General features: G+C 50.9%; 20 protein-coding genes and 1 pseudogene. 5 read left to right on the top strand and 16 right to left on the bottom strand.

Annotated elements, in window-relative coordinates; genetic code table 11:
• Window positions 1-90 precede the first annotated feature (90 nt).
• From LA360_RS00545 to LA360_RS00530, 4 genes are all read right to left on the bottom strand, one after another.
• On the bottom strand, window positions 91-1,323 hold the full coding sequence (locus LA360_RS00545) for a patatin-like phospholipase family protein (protein ID WP_022201604.1): 1,233 nt from the start codon (window positions 1,321-1,323) through the stop codon (window positions 91-93).
• Window positions 1,310-1,552, bottom strand: a complete 243-nt coding sequence (locus LA360_RS00540) for an NfeD family protein (RefSeq protein WP_002587603.1) — start codon at window positions 1,550-1,552, stop codon at window positions 1,310-1,312. The genes LA360_RS00545 and LA360_RS00540 overlap by 14 nt, the downstream gene beginning before the upstream one ends.
• A 90-nt stretch (window positions 1,553-1,642) precedes the next feature.
• Window positions 1,643-2,440: a TrmH family RNA methyltransferase gene (locus LA360_RS00535; RefSeq protein WP_089775665.1), complete on the bottom strand. Its 798-nt coding sequence runs from the start codon at window positions 2,438-2,440 to the stop codon at window positions 1,643-1,645.
• A gap of 24 nt (window positions 2,441-2,464) precedes the next feature.
• Window positions 2,465-4,444, bottom strand: a complete 1,980-nt coding sequence (locus LA360_RS00530; protein ID WP_002587601.1) for an NAD(+) synthase — start codon at window positions 4,442-4,444, stop codon at window positions 2,465-2,467.
• Between the two features lie 200 nt (window positions 4,445-4,644).
• Between LA360_RS00530 and LA360_RS00525 the strand changes: the two genes are divergently transcribed.
• The gene (locus LA360_RS00525) at window positions 4,645-5,385 is read left to right on the top strand and encodes a tRNA threonylcarbamoyladenosine dehydratase (protein WP_022201607.1); all 741 of its coding nucleotides are present in this window, start codon (window positions 4,645-4,647) and stop codon (window positions 5,383-5,385) included.
• 71 nt (window positions 5,386-5,456) lie between these two features.
• Here LA360_RS00525 and LA360_RS00520 read toward each other — a convergent pair whose 3' ends face one another.
• Window positions 5,457-6,356 carry a YitT family protein gene (locus LA360_RS00520; protein ID WP_002587599.1) on the bottom strand — a complete coding sequence of 300 codons (900 nt, stop codon included), beginning with the start codon at window positions 6,354-6,356 and terminating at the stop codon, window positions 5,457-5,459.
• Window positions 6,357-6,386: 30 nt separating this feature from the next.
• Complete coding sequence (locus tag LA360_RS00515; protein ID WP_002587598.1) at window positions 6,387-6,821, bottom strand: RrF2 family transcriptional regulator; 435 nt, start codon at window positions 6,819-6,821, stop codon at window positions 6,387-6,389.
• Window positions 6,822-7,042: 221 nt separating this feature from the next.
• Here LA360_RS00515 and LA360_RS00510 point away from each other — a divergent pair, with 221 nt between their 5' ends.
• Both LA360_RS00510 and LA360_RS00505 read left to right on the top strand, forming a co-directional pair.
• Window positions 7,043-7,435 carry a desulfoferrodoxin family protein gene (locus LA360_RS00510; RefSeq protein WP_022201608.1) on the top strand — a complete coding sequence of 131 codons (393 nt, stop codon included), beginning with the start codon at window positions 7,043-7,045 and terminating at the stop codon, window positions 7,433-7,435.
• Window positions 7,436-7,818: 383 nt separating this feature from the next.
• Window positions 7,819-9,228, top strand: a complete 1,410-nt coding sequence (locus tag LA360_RS00505) for a spore germination protein (RefSeq protein ID WP_022201609.1) — start codon at window positions 7,819-7,821, stop codon at window positions 9,226-9,228.
• A 143-nt stretch (window positions 9,229-9,371) separates the two neighbouring features.
• On the opposite strand, the gene LA360_RS00500 is transcribed toward LA360_RS00505, so the two are convergent.
• From LA360_RS00500 to LA360_RS00490, 3 genes are all read right to left on the bottom strand, one after another.
• Window positions 9,372-11,039, bottom strand: coding sequence for a peptide ABC transporter substrate-binding protein (locus tag LA360_RS00500; RefSeq protein ID WP_112481610.1), 1,668 nt, complete (start codon window positions 11,037-11,039; stop codon window positions 9,372-9,374).
• A 165-nt stretch (window positions 11,040-11,204) separates the two neighbouring features.
• Complete coding sequence (locus tag LA360_RS00495) at window positions 11,205-11,483, bottom strand: hypothetical protein (RefSeq protein ID WP_022201611.1); 279 nt, start codon at window positions 11,481-11,483, stop codon at window positions 11,205-11,207.
• Window positions 11,464-11,997, bottom strand: a complete 534-nt coding sequence (locus tag LA360_RS00490; protein ID WP_022201612.1) for an ABC transporter ATP-binding protein — start codon at window positions 11,995-11,997, stop codon at window positions 11,464-11,466. The genes LA360_RS00495 and LA360_RS00490 overlap by 20 nt, the downstream gene beginning before the upstream one ends.
• Window positions 11,998-12,067: 70 nt before the next feature.
• On the opposite strand from LA360_RS00490, the gene LA360_RS00485 reads away from it, so the two are divergent.
• The gene (locus LA360_RS00485; protein ID WP_022201613.1) at window positions 12,068-12,787 is read left to right on the top strand and encodes an AzlC family ABC transporter permease; all 720 of its coding nucleotides are present in this window, start codon (window positions 12,068-12,070) and stop codon (window positions 12,785-12,787) included.
• Window positions 12,777-13,082: an AzlD domain-containing protein gene (locus tag LA360_RS00480; RefSeq protein WP_022201614.1), complete on the top strand. Its 306-nt coding sequence runs from the start codon at window positions 12,777-12,779 to the stop codon at window positions 13,080-13,082. Before LA360_RS00485 ends, LA360_RS00480 begins: the two co-directional genes overlap by 11 nt.
• A 27-nt stretch (window positions 13,083-13,109) precedes the next feature.
• On the opposite strand, the gene LA360_RS00475 is transcribed toward LA360_RS00480, so the two are convergent.
• The 7 genes and pseudogenes from LA360_RS00475 to LA360_RS00445 all read right to left on the bottom strand — a co-directional run bounded on the left by LA360_RS00475 (window position 13,110) and on the right by LA360_RS00445 (window position 20,208).
• Window positions 13,110-14,408 (bottom strand): DUF1576 domain-containing protein, encoded by a 1,299-nt coding sequence (locus tag LA360_RS00475; protein WP_022201615.1) that lies wholly within the window; start codon window positions 14,406-14,408, stop codon window positions 13,110-13,112.
• A 222-nt stretch (window positions 14,409-14,630) separates the two neighbouring features.
• Complete coding sequence (locus LA360_RS00470) at window positions 14,631-15,050, bottom strand: PqqD family protein (RefSeq protein ID WP_022201616.1); 420 nt, start codon at window positions 15,048-15,050, stop codon at window positions 14,631-14,633.
• Between the two features lie 35 nt (window positions 15,051-15,085).
• Window positions 15,086-17,032, bottom strand: a complete 1,947-nt coding sequence (locus LA360_RS00465; protein ID WP_022201617.1) for an OPT family oligopeptide transporter — start codon at window positions 17,030-17,032, stop codon at window positions 15,086-15,088.
• A 283-nt stretch (window positions 17,033-17,315) separates the two neighbouring features.
• Window positions 17,316-17,573 (bottom strand): hypothetical protein, encoded by a 258-nt coding sequence (locus LA360_RS00460; protein WP_057571552.1) that lies wholly within the window; start codon window positions 17,571-17,573, stop codon window positions 17,316-17,318.
• A 37-nt stretch (window positions 17,574-17,610) separates the two neighbouring features.
• Window positions 17,611-18,578, bottom strand: a pseudogene (locus LA360_RS30995) (GGDEF domain-containing protein).
• Window positions 18,556-19,833 (bottom strand): extracellular solute-binding protein, encoded by a 1,278-nt coding sequence (locus LA360_RS00450; protein ID WP_022201620.1) that lies wholly within the window; start codon window positions 19,831-19,833, stop codon window positions 18,556-18,558. Before LA360_RS00450 ends, LA360_RS30995 begins: the two are co-directional and overlap by 23 nt.
• A 168-nt stretch (window positions 19,834-20,001) precedes the next feature.
• On the bottom strand, window positions 20,002-20,208 hold the full coding sequence (locus LA360_RS00445; protein WP_002564818.1) for a DUF378 domain-containing protein: 207 nt from the start codon (window positions 20,206-20,208) through the stop codon (window positions 20,002-20,004).
• Between the last annotated feature and the right edge of the window lie 113 nt (window positions 20,209-20,321).

The raw sequence follows: 20,321 nt of genomic DNA, 5'->3' as shown, positions 1-20,321 counted from the left end.
ATTCGGCTTGTTTTTCTGCAATAAATAAACGTGCATTCCTGTTTAAAAACGCATAGTTATTTATATTTATGCATCTTTATGCATAATATACTACACCTGAGTGCCGCTGTCAAGTACCGGAATCATGGCTTTTAATGCCGCGGTACCGGCTTTTTTGTGAATCAGGCGCAGAAGTTCCTCCACTGTATAAATTTTAAAACGGCTTATGCGGTACTGTTTTGCCAAATCCTCCAGTATGGACAGGTAAAGCTCCTTATAGTCCCACCCCTCCTTCAGTTTCAGTTCCTTTGCCAGCCGCGGAAATATCTGCTCTGTGTATACGCGGTATCCCGCGATGGTTTCCTTCTGCACCTCCCGTCCGGTTTTTACCTCCCCTGCCGCTTCCAGCTCCGGCTTCATGTAAGAGAGGAGGCTTTGTATCTCTGACATCATCTTGTCAAGGTAATATGGTTCACCTTCCGGCGCGTCAATATAATAGACACGTCCCGCCAGACCATAAAGCATACGTTTTCCGTCAAAATATCCCAACAGCATGTTTCTTCTCGCCCGGCGTCTGTCAAACTCCAGAAGGCCGCCCAAATCCCTCCGGGGCGCCACATGGTACAGGTTTACCCCTCCCGGTACCTCCAGCTTCTTTTCCGTATCCACGCCATAACCATATATCCGCAGGACAATCACGTCCTTATATCCTCTGTCCAGCAGCACATCCACCGGCACATTATTGATTCCGCCGCCGTCCATATAATACTTGCCGCCCAGCCGTTCCTGGCGGAAGCCCAGCAGATAGGCGCTGGCCATAAGCAGGTCCGCCACCGTGCCTTCCGGAGCCTCCTTTACATTGGCAATCAGGGGCTGCCGGTCAGAAATGGAGTAGGTTACCACATACAGCTCCCTGTCCGAGTTTCGTATTTTCTCCTCGTCCACCACATCCTCAATCAAAGCCCTGAGGGGAGCGATATCAAATCCGCCGTCCCTCAGGACCCGTATGGCCCCCGTTATGAGTTCCCCCACATTCAGGGATGCCAGACTGGAAATATCCTTAAGGCTGAACTTTCTCAGACGCTCCATAAGCTCGTCGTCCACATCCATGACCCTGGAGTAGCTGATATTCTCCCAAATGCGCTCCGCCTTTTCAAAATCATCCATGCAAATAAGGGCACCGTTCAAGGCGCCAACGGAGGTACCCGCGGCGCCCTTTATCCGGATGCCCGCTTCCCGGAGGGCACGCCAGGCCCCCACCTGATAAGCGCCTTTGGCGCCTCCTCCCTCCAGGACAATTCCATATTCCTTACTCAAGTCCAGCCGCAGCTTAATGATGTCCACCTGCCCTTTCCCGTCTGCCCAGCATAAATGCCACAGGACGTATAAGAATAAGCGTAAGGAATGATACGGCCACAAACACTGCCAGCTGCGCCTCCATAGGCAGCCCGGCCAGGGCTGCCGCAAATCCGCCTATGGCCCCTGCGGCAAACCACAGGGACGTCAGGCAGCCAAAGGCCAGCTCCACTCCCAGAAAAATCAAAAATGATACAAGCCATCCAACTGATAACATATGCACCTTCTCCTTCCTGCGGGCAGATATGGCCGGAAGTCCTTTCCTTACGCTGTTTCCACCGGAACGCTCATTCCTGACGCGGTTCTGTCACTGCCGGCAGCTTCTTCTCTGTCTGGCAGTCTCAAACATAAGAACGGAAGCAGCAACCGCCGCGTTCAGGGATTCCACCTTTCCCTCCATGGGAATCTTCACCAGGCAGTCTGCCAGCGAGGCGGTTTCCTCCGTAAGACCATTGGCCTCATTTCCAATTAAAAAGCCCACATTGTCAGTATAATCCTCCTGGTCATAATTATTCATGCCTTTCAGATGGGCCGCAAAAAGACGCACACCCTTATTTTTCATGAGCAGGCAGGCATCCTGCAGATCATCCGCATACACAAAGGGCATTCTGTATATGGACCCCATCGTAGAGCGTATAACCTTTGGATTATATAAATCTGCCGTAGCATGATTCATAACAATGCCTGTGATACCGGCGCCCTCCCCTGCCCGGATAATGGTTCCAAGGTTTCCGGGGTCCTGAATGGTCTCCAGGACCATGATAGCCAATGGCCTGACGCCTGACGCCGGTCTCACAATGTCATCCATGGTATAGCGCTTCTGCCTCACCACGGCCAGCACTCCCTGGGGCGTCCGCGTATCTGCCATAACATTCATGGCCGCATCGCTGACTGTCTCCGGCCGGAACCGCTCCATCCATTTCCTGTTATCCCGGTTCCCTGCAAAATTCTCCGTAACATACAGGGCATCCACATCCTCCGGGTTCAGCTCCCTGCACATTCTGAGGCCCTCCACCACATACATGCCCTCTTCCCGCCGGGCCTTTGCTTTGCTTCTCAGGCTCACAACACGCTTTACCTGCTTGTTCGATGTACTGTTAATCATCCGTATCCATTCTCCTGACACTGCTTATTTGATGCCTTCCAGTTCCTCCAGCCACAGCCTGCCCGATGCATCGCTGGGCATCCTCAAATCCCCTCTGGGAGAAACCGCCACAGAACCTACCTTAGGCCCGTCCGGAAGGCAGGAACGCTTAAACTGCTGGCTGAAGAAACGTCTGTAGAACACGTTCATCCATTTTAGGATAGTCTCCCTGTCATACTGTGACTTAAACGCCTGGAACGCCAGACGGTAAATCTTGGACGGGGCATATCCGTATCTGAGTATATAATAGAGATAAAAGTCATGAAGCTCGTAAGGCCCCACCAAATCCTCTGTTTTCTGAGAAATCCGGCCGTCCTGCGGGGGCAGAAGTTCAGGACTCACAGGTGTGTCCAGCACATCAAGAAGCACATCCGCCAGCTCCTTTTCCCTGCATGTATCCGCATAGTAGCGGACCAGATGGCGGACCAGGGTCTTGGGAACCGACCCATTGACACCATACATGGACATGTGATCGCCGTTATAGGTAGCCCATCCCAGCGCAAGCTCCGACATGTCACCGGTTCCTATTACCAGACCTCCCACCTCATTGGCAATATCCATGAGGACCTGGGTTCTTTCCCTGGCCTGGCTGTTTTCATAGGTCACATCATGCCTGTCCATATCATGACCGATATCTTCAAAATGGCGTGTCACCGCTTCCCTGATATTAATTTCACGAAGTTCCGCCCCCACCTTTCCCGCCAGAGTGCAGGCATTATTATAAGTCCTGTCCGTGGTCCCGAAGCAGGGCATGGTTATGCAATGTATGCCGGACCTGGGTATCTTAAGACTGTCAAATGCCCTCACGGTCACCAGCAGAGCCAGCGTGGAGTCAAGTCCTCCCGACAATCCTATCACTGCTTCACGGCATCCCGTGTGCTCCAGGCGCTTCTTAAGGCCCATGGCCTGAATGGAAAGAATCTCCTCACAGCGCCTGTTTCTCTGTCTCTCATCCCTGGGCACAAAGGGAGCCGGGTCCACATACCGAAGCACATCACCGCCTGGCTGTGAAGAACCCGCGGCCTGGGCATTCTGGCTCCCGGGGCTGTCCTCCAAAACCGCGTCAAGGTTAAATTCCACAGCCAGATATCCGCCTTCCTCCCTGGCAGCCGCCGGGTCCGGAAATGTGCTCATACGTCTGCGCTCACTGTCCAGACGTTCCAAATCCATGTCAGCACATATACTCTCGTTGATAAACCGTCTGGACTCTACCAGGCATGTCCCGTTTTCAGCTATAATATTCTGGCCTCCAAATACCAAATCCTGGGTGGATTCTCCCTCCCCTGCATTGGCATAGACATAACCGCACACCAGCCTGGCCGACTGACTGCATATCAGATCATGGCGGTACATGTCCTTGCCTGTGGTCTCATCACTGGCAGAGCAGTTCACCACCACTGTGGCCCCGGCCAGCGCGTGTCTGATACTGGGCGGGCATGGCACCCACACGTCCTCGCATATTTCAGCCGCCACCGTAAGTTCCGGCATGTTCTTACACTTAAACAGGAGGTTTGTGCCCATAGGAACCTTTTCTCCATTCCAGTTTGTCATCACTGCCCGCTCATTGCCCGGGCAAAAATTCCTGGCCTCATAAAACTCCGAATAATTAGGCAGGTTTCTCTTTGGCACTATGCCTAGAAGCCTCCCTTTTTGGATGGCTGCCGCTGCATTGTAGAGCTTGCCATCCCGCTCCCAGGGAAGCCCCAAAAACACCAGAATATCCTTTCCGTCCGTAAACCGGACAATACGGTCCAGTTCTTCCCTGGCCTTTCTTAACAGGGCCTTCTGGCCAAACAGGTCCGCACATGTATACGCAGTAAGGCAAAGTTCCGGAAATACCATAAGCTTCACTCCCCTGCTGTATCCCTGGCCAATCAAATCCATAATCTGCTGTGCATTATATTGTGGGTCAGCCACCCTGACCTTTGGCGTGGCAGCTGCTACCCTTAAAAATCCATCTTTCATCTCTGGCCTCCATTGAAAATAATTGTTTTGATTTAATATACCACAGATTGGCAGAAAAATATAGGGAGGAATTGGGCCGGATGGGCACTGGGACCCTGTAAGGTTTCGGTGTATGGTTTTGGGGGAAAATCCCCATTTACATCCCGCCAATTCTATTATACAATCATAAAAACAAATAAAATACAGGAGTTATTTCTATTATGATAAATGAATTTTCCAGAACTGAAATGCTCATAGGCGCCGAAAAAATGAATACCCTTAAGAACTCCACAGTAGCCGTATTCGGGGTGGGCGGAGTTGGATCCCATGCAGTGGAGGCCCTGGCCAGATGCGGCGTGGGCCGCCTGATTCTTGTGGACAATGATACGGTCTCCCTTACAAATATTAACCGGCAGAGTATTGCGCTCCACAGTACCATCGGACAGTTTAAGACCCGGGTCATGAAGGAAAAAATTGCCGACATCTGTCCCGGCACACAGGTTATTACCTTTGAGGAATTCGTACTACCCGATAATATAGAAAGCCTTTTTGAACATATGGAGCTCCAGATGGGGCAGGGCAACTCTGTGGATTATATCCTGGATGCCATCGATACAGTGACCGCAAAGCTGGCCCTGGCAGGCTTTGCCGCCTCCCACGGTATCCCTGTGATTGCTTCCATGGGTACCGGCAACAAGCTTCACCCGGAACTCCTCCGGATATCCGATATCTCCCAGACCTCTGTGTGCCCTCTCTGCAAGGTGATGCGCAAGGAATTAAAAGCCAGGAATATCTCCGGACTGAAGGTCTGCTGGTCACCGGAGCAGCCCCTTACGCCCGGACAGACGGCGGAGGATACCGGGTGCCGCCGCGCCACTCCCGGAAGCATATCTTTTGTGCCGCCTGTGGCAGGACTTGTGATTGCCGGAGCAATCATAAGGGATATCTGCGGGCTGGAATGAATTTTTAAACACATTCTGGCATAGCCGCAGATATCCCTCTGCTCTCTTTTTATAATTATTCATCCCCAGTCCTATTCCAAGGGCGCCCGGTAAAACCTGCCTACAAACTGCTGTGTCCTCAGCACATTGATGATGATATGCTCATCTGCTTCCTGCATGATGTGGATGGCGTTGTTTACCTCATAGGCTGATATGACTGTATTTAACAGGTACATTTTCTTTTTGCTGTACCCTCCCATGGCTTCCACACAGGACATTCCATGGCGGAAATGACTGATATAGGCATCCACCACTTCCTGTCCTTTTATGGTAGTTGCCTGAAGAGTAACCAGCTCATAGCGGTGATGGAAGGCGGAAATCATGCGGGTGGAGATAAACTGGAAAATAATGGAATATCCCGCGTGCTTCCAGCCAAAAATAGCGCCGTAAAAACAGTACATGACAGCATTTCCAAAAAACACATAGGACCAGATGGAAAGCCCGGTGCGGTTGGATACAAAGAGGGCTATAAAATCCGTGCCTCCGGTGGAGGCGTTTCCCCGGAGGGCAATGACGATTGCACTTCCAAAAATGACGCCTCCAAAAATAACATTCAGCACTTCATCTGTAAAGATGGGGCTGAAGTTAAATATCTGCAGGAAAATACTGCTTAAAAATACCTGGACCAGGGAAAATATTGTAAAACGGATGCTGATTCCCTTACAGCACAGGATTGCCACCGGAATATTCAGCAAAAGCATGGTGACCTGCATGGGAATATTAAGCCCTTTCAATTCCCCCAGCCGTTCCACAAGCATGGCCATGCCAGTAAATCCGCCGGATATGATACCGGCCGGCCGCACAAAAACCTGCAGCGCATAAGACTGGATAAGCGCGGATACAAACACCGCAGCCACTGTAATGCAGGTTCTTACCCTCCTGTCTTTCTTCCACTGATTGATAAAAGCTGAAATTCTCAGAATCTGTCCCATAGGAAATTTCGCTCCTGTTTCATTTAGTTATCATATCACATAATTATCCTTCATGCTTTTCTGCCACTGGACCAAATCCTCCAACGTATATTTATCCACCACTCCGCTGATGGCCTCATCCAGCTCGCGCCACAGGCGCAGGGTCACACAGTCCATCTGCCTGGCACAGGGGTTCTCATCCCCGCTTAAGCAGTCCACCGGGGCCAGGCTTCCTTCTGTGATTCTCAAAATAGAACCCACTGTATAGTCCGAAGACGGTCTGGCCAGGTAATATCCTCCCTGATTTCCCCTGATGCTGCGCACAAAGCCGGCCCTGGATAAGATGGAGATAATTTGCTCCAGATATTTGCCGGATATTCCCTGACGGTTGGCTATGTCCTTTATTTTAACAGGCTCGCCGTCTCCGTGAATGGCTAAATCCACCATGGTGCGGAGGGCATAACGGCCTTTTGTCGATACAAGCATATATGTTCACGTCCTTTATCTTACAATTTATCCTGACATGAGTATATCATACTATTCCCGTAGGAAATATGTCAATAGCAAGTTATTGTTCCTGCCAGGTCTGTTGGATTGCTTTATGAATAGAGTGCGCCATTTTCGGGAAAATAATATGGAAACTGAGAAAAATTGCAGGCCTGATTCCATGTAGCCGGCCTGCTAATCATTGAGAACGGAGGATTTTCATGAAGAATGAACCGGTATTCCTGACTGACAAAAACCACAACATAGTGTTGGAGGCCCTTTCACCGGCTCCCAATGCAGCTCTCCCCGATTCCTGCAAACCCTTTGAAATCCTGGAGCCCACAACCGCTGAAGGCGCAGCGGAAAAACATCTTCCGGTAGTGGAGCAGAATGGACTCCGTGTGACAGTCAAGGTTGGAAACATTTTCCATCCCATGGACCAGGAGCACAGCATCGGATGGGTGTGCCTTGTGACGAAAGCCGGCTGTATCATGCGCGTTCCACTGACCCCTGATTGCGAGCCGGTGGCATCCTTCACCCTGGAGGAGGGGGATGCTCCTGCTGCGGCTTACGCTTACTGCAATCTCCATGGGCTGTGGAAAAAATCAGTCTGATTTTGCCCGCCTTTGTTTCCCGGGCAAAGTGCCGGAAACATCCGGACAAAAATGAGAGCCGCCCTTCCCCCACAGAAGGCAGCTCTCAGTCACGATCAAAAACCGTCACACTATTAGTTTATCTGGCATCCCCATACCAAACAAAAACCTGTAAGGCACTCCTTTGTGCTTCTTACATGGACACTATACCACCGCTTCCATGATTTGTCAATCATCTTTGTGCATATTAGTGAATTTCTTTCCCCTATAAACAAGTTTTTATATAAAATTCTTCCATTTTTCCACAGTTCAAAGACAAATGTCTCCTGTATATTTATCTTTCATCGGTACATACTAACTTAAGCCATAATTTTTATCTGAAGTCACACAGAAAGGAAGAAACCATGGAATTTTCCCAAAATTTAAAGGACAACATTACTTACCTTCACAAGAAGCTGAATGTACAGACAAATTTTGACGTGGTATACCGCGTAGTCCACATCGGCGGCCGGGAAGCATGTCTTTATTTCATAGATGGTTTTACAAAGGATGAATCCCTGTTAAAAATTCTGCAGGTATTCTCCACCATCAAGCCGGAGGATATGCCAAAGGACGCCCACGGCTTCTCCAAACAGTATGTTCCTTACGGCGAGATTGGACTGCTTTCCAATGACCAGGATATGACCGTCCAGCTGTTGTCCGGTGTGTCCTGCCTCTTTATTGACGGTTATGATAAATGTATTACGATTGACTGCCGCACCTATCCAGCCCGCGGCGTCAGCGAACCGGAAAAGGATAAAGTCATGCGTGGATCCAGGGATGGCTTTGTGGAGACCCTGATTTTTAATACTGCCCTGATTCGCCGGAGAATCAGGGACCCCAGGCTTACCATGGAAATCACATCCGCCGGAGAGAGCTCCCACACCGACATTGCCATATGTTATATGGAAAACCGGGTGGATAAGCAGCTTCTGGATAAAATCAAGAAACGGATTCAGAATCTGAAGGTAGATGCGCTGACCATGAATCAGGAAAGCCTGGCAGAGTGTATCTTTCCCCATAAATGGTTTAATCCATTCCCCAAATTCAAGTTTTCAGAACGGCCCGATACCGCTGCCGCCTCTATTTTAGAAGGAAATATCATTATCCTGGTAGACAATTCCCCTTCTGCCATGATACTTCCCTCCTCTGTCTTTGATATCATAGAGGAGGCAGATGATTACTACTTTCCTCCTATTACAGGCACGTACCTCCGTCTGTCCAGGATGACCATATCCCTGCTGTCCCTGCTTTTAACCCCTACATGGCTTCTGTTTATGCAGAATACGGAGCTCATACCGGACTGGCTGGCCTTTATCCAGCTGTCAGACCCGCTTAATGTGCCTTTAATCTGGCAGCTTCTTATACTGGAATTTGCCATTGACGGCCTGCGGCTGGCGGCTGTCAATACTCCCAATATGCTGACCACCCCCCTCAGTGTGATTGCCGGTATTGTTCTGGGGGAATACGCGGTAAAATCCGGGTGGTTCAACAGTGAGACCATGCTCTACATGGCCTTTGTTACCATTGCCAATTACTCCCAGGCCAGCTTCGAATTGGGATATGCCATGAAATTCATGCGCATCATCATTCTAATACTGACAGCCATCCTGAATATATGGGGATTTGTCATCGGAATCATCCTGTCGGCCTGCGCTATCATATTCAACAGAACCATTGCCGGCAAAAGCTATATTTATCCGCTGATTCCATTCAGCCTTTCAGAATTAAAAAAACGTTTTCTCAGAGGGAGGCTGCCTCATACAGAAAAGTGATTGTTCTATTCCTATGGTAACACAGTATAGAGAAGCAGCGAACCGGCCTTTTGGCCGGTTCTGCTCCCTATCTTATATTGTTATACATATCAAAATAGGCCCCCGCCTCTTCCAGGTCATCTTTTATAAGGGCTTTAATGCCTTCAAAGTTTATCCGCATTTCTGAACAGGGTATGGCCATTGGCGTTTTTCACCAGACCAGTCACATCAGGCTTTGCCAGGATAACGGCATTCAGATAATATAGAGGTATAATGGGCATCTCATCCATCAGGATGGACTCCGCCTCCTTAAATATCTCCATACGCTTACTGTTATCCGCCAGGTTGCGGCATTCTTCTATCATGCTGTCATACTTCATGGCATTGTCTCCGCTCCAGCGGTTCTGGTTGTAGGCGCGGGCCTGGGTAAAGCAGTTCAGATTGGTGTCCGGATCCAGGTAGTCACCGGTCCATCCGTCAAAGCAGACGTCAAAGTTTCCGGCCTTCTGCTCATCCCAGTACACCTTGGACTCAAAGGTAACAATATCTGCCTGTACTCCAAGGTTATCCTTCCACATAGACTGGATTACCTGGGCAATTTCTTTGTTCTCTTTTGTGTTGGTAACGATGAAGGTCAGAACTGGCAGTCCCTCTCCATTGGGATATCCCGCGTCTGCAAGAAGTTTCTTTGCAGCCTCCACATCCTCTTTAATCAAGTCGCCTGACACGGTGCGGAAGTCGTCAGAGGAGCCTTCATATGGTATCCCATAAGGCACGAATCCGTAGGCTGGCTCAGGCTTAGACGGAACAATGGACTCGCAGATTGTCCTGCGGTCGATAGCCATGGCCAGGGCTCTTCTCACATCCGGATTGGACAGATACTCCCTGGAACAGTTGAAATCATAATACCGGGTTCCAATTTTGTCATATCCCTTCAGTTCTTCCGTGTTCTCATACTGGTCAATGGCCTGGGAAGTTACCAGGTTATCGCCCATTGCGTCAATTTCACCTGCATTATATGCAGACAGGGCTGACTCCGGAGACTGGATGATTACGATTTCCACTCCGTCCAGTTTAACGGAGTCCGCGGCATAGTAATTGGCATTTTTCTTCAGTACATAGCTGCTCTGGGGATTTATCTTCTCAAGGGTAAATGCACCGTTGCACACATAGGTATCCGCGGATTTGGTCCATGGCTCCTGTCCCTCCACCACATCCTGCTTAACAGGGAAAAAGTTGCTGGATGCAGTCAGATAAAGAAAATATGGCGTAGGTGCTTTCAGGGTTACCTCCAGGGTTTTATCGTCCAGAGCCTTTACCCCTACATCCTGGACAGAACCGCCCTGTGTGTTGTACTCTTCCCCGCCCTTCAGATAGTGCAGTTCCCATGCGGCCGGGGAAGCCGTATCTGGATTCAGGACGCGTTTCCAGGAATATTCAAAATCTCCTGCCGTCAAATCGCTTCCATCGGACCATTTAAGTCCGTCTTTCAATGTAAAGGTGTAGGTCAGTCCGTCTTCGCTTACCTCATATGTGTCACACATGGCATTGCTCAGGCTTCCGTCTGCCTCCAGCTGGAACAGACCGCAGAACATATTCTGCAGGAAGGTGGACGATGTGCTGTAGTTATTCAGGGTGGGGTCCAGTGTTTCCGGTTCCTCCATCACCGCATAGGTAAGGATTTTCTCTCCTTCTTTTGACCCGGCAGCCGCATCTGCCGAAACCTCTGTGCCGGCATCTGACCCGGCAGGACCGCTCTGTGTTCCTCCGCAGCCGGCCAGGGTGGTGGCAGCCAGGGCTGCACACAGTAACAGGCTTAATTTTTTCTTCATAGATTTCCTCCTTTTTCCGGATTCCCGTTGAGCAGAATCCAATACAGAAAATTATACCTGTATTCTCCGTGGAAAGTCAATACATGGAAAGCAGTTTGACAGAGCAGGCCTTGTCACCGCCCCGGCCCGGCCGCCGTCCCGCCTCTCCTGTTCAGACCTTCTCACCTACTCCAGCTCCAATCCGCCTGTATACAGCTGGTAATACATTCCCCTCTCCTTTATCAGGCTCTCGTGGTCTCCCGTAAGCATGGTATCATATCCTTCCGGAAGCATCTCTATGAACTGGCCGGCATTGGCCAGCTCCGCGGCATCGCAGATCTCCCTGCCCGCGGCATTTTTATTGCCCCACCGCAGGTTATCACGGATGGTGCCGCTAAACAGGATATTTTTCTGCAGAACCACTGTCACCTGATCTCTCAGGGCCTTAAGCCCATACTCCTTCACATCCCGTCCCTCCCAGGAGACCTATGGTTTCTCCTGATTTAATATGGATATCCACATCCTTAAGGGCCAGCTTCTCCTTATCCCCTATGCAGATGAAGGACACATGTTCAAAGTCAATGCTTCCGCCCGCCACCTCCTGTACCGGGTCGTCCGGGTCTGACAGGCTGCTCTGTTCATCCAGCACCTCCACGATACGCTCTGCCGAGGAACGGGCCATGATGACCATGCCAAACATCATGGAGAGCATCATCAGGCCGGACAATATCTGGACCGCGTAGATAATCATGCTTGTCAGCTCGCCTGTGGTCATGCTGCTTCCCACAATGAGTCTGGCTAAGACGGTGCCGCCCCGTGGCAGCCATAGGCCCTTTCGCTCCATCAGCTTCAGAATCTCCGTGGCTGTGGGGCGGCGATAAGGCGGACGGTTGGATTTAATTGCAACGGCTCCGGCAGCAGACAAGACAGACCCCGGAGGGTTTCTGGGAGTTTCCCCTGGATTTGATAAAATGCGCATTTACAACCTGGATTTTCCTGCTATAATTGGTAGGGGTGTCTTATCCCAATTCATATTCTGAGAGGTTATCATGAAATACAATTCACATCAATTTCATTGCGGACTAAAAGATGGCGTACCCATCGGGCTGGGATACCTGGCCGTTTCCTTTACCTTTGGAATCATGGCAAGGGGAGCCGGCCTAACCACTCTCCAGTCCGTTGTCATGTCCTTTACCAACCTGACAAGTGCGGGGCAATTTGCAGCCCTGGGAATCATACAGGCCGGAGCCCCCTTTATGGAAATGGCAATGGCCCAGCTCATCATCAACCTGCGCTACTGTCTCATGTCCTGCTCCCTGTCCCAGAAGCTGAGCGCAGATATGCCCTTCTTCCACCGTTTCTTCATGTCCTATGGGGTTACGGATGAGATATTTGGCGTGTCCGTATGCCGTCCTGGCTGTCTGAGTCCCTTTTACAGCTATGGGCTTATCTGCGTTGCCGTACCCGGCTGGACCCTTGGCACCCTGCTGGGAGCCGTTTCCGGGGAACTGCTTCCGGCGCGCCTCTTAAGCGCCCTGAACGTGGCGCTGTACGGAATGTTCCTGGCTGTGGTGATTCCGCCGGCCAAGACAAGCAGGATTCACACCGGCGTCATCCTGGCCTCCATGGCTTTAAGCCTTGTGTTTGCTCATGTGCCGTTCCTGGCAGGTCTCTCATCCGGCTTTAAAATTATCCTGTTAACCATCCTGATTGCCGGCGCGGCAGCCATTCTGTTTCCTGTAAAGGAGGATAATGAACATGAATCATAATGTGTACCTATATATCCTTGTGATGGCAGGCGTAACCTACCTGATTCGTCTCCTTCCGCTGACCTTGATTAAGAAGGAGATAAGGAACGTATATATAAAGTCCTTTCTCTATTACGTCCCCTACGTCACCCTGTCCGTCATGACCTTTCCTGCCATCCTCCACGCCACTGCCTCTGTGTGGTCCGGCGCAGCAGCCCTGGCAGTGGCTGTTATCCTGGCCTGGAAGGGCAAGAGCCTGTTCCAGGTGTCCCTGGCCGCATGTGCCATGGTATTCCTGCTGGAACTGTTCCTGTAAGCAAGATCCTTTCATTTCCCAGAACTCCTACAGCGACAATCCGCCTCTTGCCCTTGCCCGCCTGTCCATGACAGACTGGATGACCGGAACCATGAATATTGCAACAATTCCGCCTGCATAACCGTTATTATACAGGTTCATGCCTCCATACACGATTCCCACATTGAGGGCAACGGAGGAATGCAGGTAACCTGCCACGATTCCGGCCACCACGCCAAACTCCCCGGCCACCGGCGCAAGGGTGGTGGAGAATAAAAGGGCCAGCATGGGAGAGGGCTGATAAATGTTCCATGTCTTGGTGAAGCTGGCCAGATATACCCCCATCATCACCGGAGCTATGTTCCTCAGATGTTTTCCCGTGGCCCCAAAGCCCACAACGGTAAAGATACCGCAGATGGTGGGTCCGTTCAGCTCACCTCCCACTGCCAGCACGAAATAGGTGGCGAACAGTCCATTGACTCCCATATTGAACACGGTGCTGGCGCCGCCTTCATCTCTCAGATAATCCGTTCCGCCGATTCCATAGGATTTGATGATTCTTTTGTACGATTCCCAGATACTTCTGCCCCGCACCGCAACCCCAAAGACGATCATTCCGCCAAACAGTACAGACAGCACGATACCAAAAACCTCATTGTTTCCCGTGGACCAGATGAGCCTGGATTCTATCTCCACTCCAAAGGATTTTAGCACTGACACAATGACTGTGGCTATGATGCCCGCGGCAAACCCCACATTGTACAAAGAGTATCCTTTGTGTGCAAAATGCACATGGGTGGAAAGGGGCGGCAAAACAAAGCCTATAACCAGCCCCACGGCCAGAGCTATGGCCAGCCGCATCACCAACGGCAGGTTGCCCACCTGCATCATCTGGGTGATGATTGGCGAAAGACTGGTTCCGTACAGGCCGATGTAGATGTACCTGCGCATGGACGTCTTGTGGTACCTGGCGTACAGGTACACTCCGGCCAAAATGGCCCAGATGTTAAGCAGATTTTTGCCAAACAGTGAGAAGCCGAACATCAGGCAGCTGGATGTGATGGTGTGGCCGTCCATATCCATACCCATAAAGTAGATGATACCAATGCTCATAAGCGTCAGTGCACCGGCGTTAATAAGGGCCGCCCCCACACCGCCCACAACGAAATAATCCGTAATCAGAAAATCGGGCTCTTTTATCAGACGCACGATTCCCGGACCTATTTCCTGGATTGGCTGCAAAAACAGCCCAATGACCATAAAATAAACAGGAAGCAGGGACAGAAGAAAAAACTTCTGCTTCCTGGTCAGGGATTTCAGTTCATGAAAATGTTCCAGATGTTTCATAAATACCTCCCAATCAGCATTCTTTTTCTATCATAACTGATAGACCCCCGGTTGGCAAAGACATTTTTTACTTCTGTTGGAAAATTTATTATTACGGGCCGGGTCCGGCATGTCCCGGTATATTTACGGTTCAGGTACAGAAAGGCAGTCCAGGGATATCTTTCAACCGCCGTCCCAAAACAAAAAGCGCCCGGTCACCCGGGCATCCACATCTCACATTTTCTATTTTCCAAATGTCACAAACCGATTATCCCTTAACATCTTCACAAATTCAGCCAGCCGTTCATACAGCGGCTCGGCCTGGTCTGCGAATTCTTCCCTGACCAGCACTCCGATGTCAATGATATTCCTGTTTCCGTCCATCTGCTTCCAGACAAAGCTTCCGAACCGGTCCAGCTTCACATGGCTCACTTTGGGCGTGACCCACAGCTTCTGGGCCAGCTTATCAAAGATTCCCTTGTGCACCATGTCCACGGTCACTATTCCCTGTCCGTCCTCTTTCCACGAGAACTCGGGGTTTCTGACCGGTACCTTTTCCAGATAATTATGGTCCTTTTTCTTATTGAAGCCCAATGTAATCCTTCCTTCCATCTCCGTCATATCATAAGCATACACAGGGCGCCGGAATACCTGACACCCCATGCACGCGGAACTCACACCATGTTATACCAGTATGCTTATTTCCTGTTCTCTTTATGCCAGATGGTAAATTTGCACATGGTAAGCATCAGCAGAGCAAAGACAATGAGTGATACAATCTTTGCTGCCGGGCTCACAAGGAAAGCGCCCAATCCGTTATCCAGGGCAGACAGGTTGATGAAATCGCCCAGATACCCGCCTCTTGCGCTTGAAAGAGGGATGATGGCAAATACGGCCAGCATGATTCCCACCAGACCTTCTCCCGCAATCATACCTGATGTATAGAGCACGCCCCGGTCAATAGCCTCTTTCTTATCCTCTTCCTTTGCGTATTTACGCTTTTCATACCAGTGGCGAATAAGTCCTCCCACCATGATGGCTGCCGTGGTCCTCAGAGGCAGATATAAACCTACCGCGACCGGCATTACCGGAATCCCAAGGATTTCGATAACAACGGCAATGGCCGCGCCTGCCAGAATCATGTTCCATGGAAGGTTGCCGTCCATAACGCCCTCTACCACGGTCTTCATAATCATGGCCTGGGGAGCAGGAAGCTCTGCCGAGCCATAGCCCCATGCCTGGTTCAGAAGGTACAGTACGCCTCCGATGGCAATGGCGGAAGAAACCACGCCAATCAACTCGCCCATCTGCTGGTTCCTTGGTGTGGAACCTACCAGATAACCTGTCTTTAAATCCTGGGAGGTATCCCCGGCAATGGCCGCAATGACGCAGATGACACCGCCGATGGAGATAACGCCCATCATGCTCTCATGGGTGGCTCCGGACACAGCTTTAAGCACCAGCGCTGATACCAGCAGAGTGGCAATGGCCATACCGGATACCGGGTTATTGGAGGAACCAACCAATCCCACCAGACGTGAGGACACGGCCGCAAACAGGAAACCGAACACGGCAATCAGCAGAGCGCCCACAAAGCTTACAGGAACAGCCGGCACCAGCCATATGATTACCACGGCAATGAGGACGCCTATGAGTACCACATTCATAGGGATATCCCTGTCCGTACGCAGGGTGGAAACCTGACGTCCGCCCTTCAAGTCCCGCATAGCATCCCTGAAGGTATTTACAATCATGGGAAGGGACTTGATCAGGCTTATGATACCTGCCGCTGCCACAGCTCCGGCGCCGATGTAACGGATATAAGAGCCCCACATAGCCTGGCTGCTCATCTCGCTGATCAGCACATCTGCCGGTGCAAAGGGCGTTGTGAGCCCGCCTCCGAACAGCTTAATAATCGGCATCAGAATCAGCCATGATATAATGCCTCCCGAAAACATGTAGGAGGAAATCTTTGGACCGCAGATGTAACCTACTCCCGCAAGGGCGGGGAGTACGGAAATTCCCACGCCGCCGCCGTATTTGCGGATATCATAATCCACATCGCCGGGGAACAGCTTCAGGCCGTCAGCCACAAACTTGTACAAAGCGGCAATTCCCATACCCGCAAATACAACGCCCGCTTTGGAACCGCCCTGCTCTCCTGCAATCAGTACCTCGGCACATGCCTGTCCCTCCGGATAAGGAAGAACCCCATGCTCCTTGACAATCAGCGCCTGGCGCAGCGGAATCATAAACAGCACACCCAACACGCCTCCGCACAGCGCAATCAGCGCAATCTCAACCAGGGAAGGCGCGCCCTCTCCCCAGTCTCTCATCCACATAAACAGAGCCGGCAGGGTAAAGATAGCTCCTGCTGCCACAGATTCACCGGCAGAACCAATGGTCTGCACCATGTTGTTCTCCAGAATGGAATCCCTTCTGAGGATGACCCGGATAACGCCCATGGAGATAACTGCCGCAGGTATGGACGCGGACACGGTCATACCCACGCGAAGGCCCAGATAAGCATTGGCAGCGCCAAAAAGGACGGCCAGAAGGATACCCAGGATCACGGAAACCGCAGTGACTTCCGGAACCACCTTGTCAGCCGGTATAAATGGTTTGAAACCATTTTCATCTTTCATGTATCTATCGCTCCTTTCGTATTGACCACATAAAAACCAAATATTTTGGCTCTTACGTGAGATACAAGCCAACCCTGCCTAAACAGGACGGCTTGTATCTTATCCCCGTAATTATAGCATCCTTCAGAAAAAATTTCCACATTTTTTGCGAAAATGGTATGAATTGCATTAATTTTTTTAATTTTTCCATCATTTTCATTTAATAAAACGGCCACACAGCCTTACAAAACAAAGTATTTTCTCTGTTTTGTGGCTTGTGGCCGAAAAAAAATTCCGAAATCCATTATTTTTCACAATCAAATACAAGTCCCCAGGAGGCCCGTATATCGTCCATGAGCCTCAGGATGTCCAGAGTATCTTCTTTTTTATGTACATCTTTAAGTACATCTCTGGAGGACATGCCCAGCCGGACGCACCGGTTCACCTCCTGTATCTGATACTCAAAGCCGTTTACCTCAAAGGGAAAGTCCAGAACATATTCCTCCCCCTTCATTCCATTTACCGTGTCAGCGAATTTTGCCGCTATGATTCCGGTTGCCAATATTCCAATTTACTATGAAACGCGTCCGAAACACGCTCTAAGTATCCGCTCTGGCCAGCGTGCTCTCCAGGCTCACATCCTTACCCGGGTCAAAGAAGGCATAGCCTGCTGCAATGCCAGCCGGAAATACATTCCCGTCGCTGTATGCCTTCACGGCCCTTTCCATGGCCAGGATTCCACGGAATACCTGATCCTGCCCCAAACCGTCTAACTGTACCACAAACTCATCCCCGCCAATGCGGAACAGGGGCGCCCCCGGAAATGCTTCCCGTATAATGTCCGCGGACCTGCGGATGTATTCGTCCCCCCTGTCATGGCCGAAGCGGTCATTGACCCCCTTTAAGTCATTGAGGTCGCACATGAGGAAACCGCTGCCCGGTATCTCCTCCGTATGGCTGTTCTTGTGCCGCAGCATGTGTTCATAAGCCAGCCGGTTTCCAACACCCGTGAGTCCGTCCCTGTCACGCTCCACCTTCAGCGCCTTGGTCTCAAGGATTTCATCGGTCACATCCTCCACCACACAGCGGATGGGATGGGCCGCTGTTTTACATGTTATTCATTCTGGCTGCTGTTGCGGTCCGGATTGTTATTCCTGAAATACAGGGCGGTCAGAGAGCCGTCCGTCTCCCCTTCGTCCGGCAGTATCAGGAACACGCCTGTGGTCTTTGTGTCGTACAGGGCATCCAGGACCTCGGGTGCCAGCGCCTCCAGCAGGCGGTCCGGCTGTCCCCGGTATTCCAGCCCGTCCGGACTGTCAAAATACCGGCTTATGGTATCTGTATGATGGCTGAAATTAGTCCAGACATTCTTCATCTGGTTCTCCAGATTATTCCTGCGGCCCTTTACCTTTTCCGCAAATATACGGTACTGGTTGGCCTCTGCCTGTTCCATGACTCCCCCTGCCACCATGAAGGACACCAGAAGAACACTCTGCAGTACCAATAATACCACAAATGCTATGCTCAGCTTAAATGCTATGGATTTACTTCTGAATTTTCTGTCCATCTGTCTTACCAGCCATTTCCTTTAGGAGTGTTTCATACCAACGGTTAAGATGCTCCTCGTCCAGCAGCTCCCTTTCCACCGACTCCCTGCTCTCACCTTTTTCCATCCGCTGCTTCAGGGTTTCCAAATCCGCGTTCATACAGTTCTCCAGCGATACGGAAAATATCTGGTCCATGTCATAAGACCCCTGAAAGGTTTCGCGGACATATACATTATGGTTTTCCAGGGCATCAAATGAGGTCCGGATGCTCTTCTCCACTGCCTGGACATTGTCCCGGCTTTCCACATGGGCCACCGGGTCTGATACGGATTCCAGCGTCTTCTCCTGCACTGGCAGATATCCTGTAGCCATTGCAAAGCGTATATTCTGCTCCGGCTCAGTGAACCATTTAAGGAACCGGACCGCGGCCTGCTGGTGACTCTCATCCGTGGAAAACACCGCCATGTTGGCCCCTCTCTGTCCCATATAAGACGTACCGCCCTGAAAAACAGGATAGGCATAGCTGCCGCAGGCGATGGGATGGGACTGTTTTTCATCCTCAATTACCACCTGCGGAAAGAAACCCGCGCCTGCCGAGGAACCGATATAGTGGGCGGCTGTCAGAGAGGCAAAGTCATTGAATGCGTTCATCCCCAGGAACGGACTGCCCCCGGACCATTCATAATACATGCCCGCTGCCTGTGCCAGGCCCTCCCAGGTTTTAAGCATCTCTTTGTCCGCTCCTGTGTCCCCGGCAAACCGTTCCCAATCCGTTTCATTGAGATAGAGAATCTCCGTGGATTTTGCCACCGGAATCATCCGGCAGATGCCGTCCCCCTCCCAGATTCCCTCCTTCAGGAATTCAGGCCGGTAAGCGTCCAGTTCTTCTTCCGAGAAATAGTCATCCAGATGGACCAGGGGCACTATCCCGTCCAGCCTGTGGGCGCTGTCCGGATAGGATGCAAATATATCCGGCAGCGGATCTGAGCCGATGACATGGCTGGCGGACGCGTACAGCACATCATCCAGTTCATTGCCGGAGCCATATCCCACCGGTTCCACTATGATTCCCTGTTCCATGCCCACAGTCTCGTTAAATTCCATCACCAGGTCATCAAACGCGCTCTTGGCCACTGCGTTATGGGCATGCCAGAGCACTACCACCGCAGGTTTTCCCTCATCTTCCTTTTTTCCATCTCCGGCCATGCATCCGCCAAGCCCCAAAACAGCGGCCACGACAGCCGCCAATATGTATACGTATGGTCTGCGATTCATAATGAATTTCCTCCCCGTGCGGTCTTTCCATGGCAGACACAGATGCCGCCACACTCCGAACACGCCACATCTTAAGTATAACACGAGAAACAGCCTGCTGTCTATTCTGGTTTAATAAGGAACATCCCAAAGAAAAAGACAGGACTCCCTGGTCCTGCCTTGTTCTTTTTATGCCTCTCTGCCTGAATGTGAGTAAAATGTAATCAGATACAGACCACACAACCCTACCAGCGCATAGATGATCCTGGTCACCCAGGAGGCTGTTCCGAAAATCCATGAAACCAGGTTGAAATTAAAGAATCCTACCAGCCCCCAGTTCACAGCCCCAATCAGGGCGATTGTCAGAGCGGTATAATCCAATGCCTTATTACCCATTGCATGCTACCTCCTTGTCATGAGCATTTCGTGTCTGCTTTCCAGACACATATGCAGCTTGCTATACGCTGGTAGTATGTACCGGTTTGTGGAATTCCATACATTTTTTGCTT

The organism is Enterocloster clostridioformis (assembly GCF_020297485.1).
Lineage (GTDB): Bacteria > Bacillota > Clostridia > Lachnospirales > Lachnospiraceae > Enterocloster > Enterocloster clostridioformis.
This window is presented reverse-complemented; position numbering and strand designations above follow the sequence as displayed.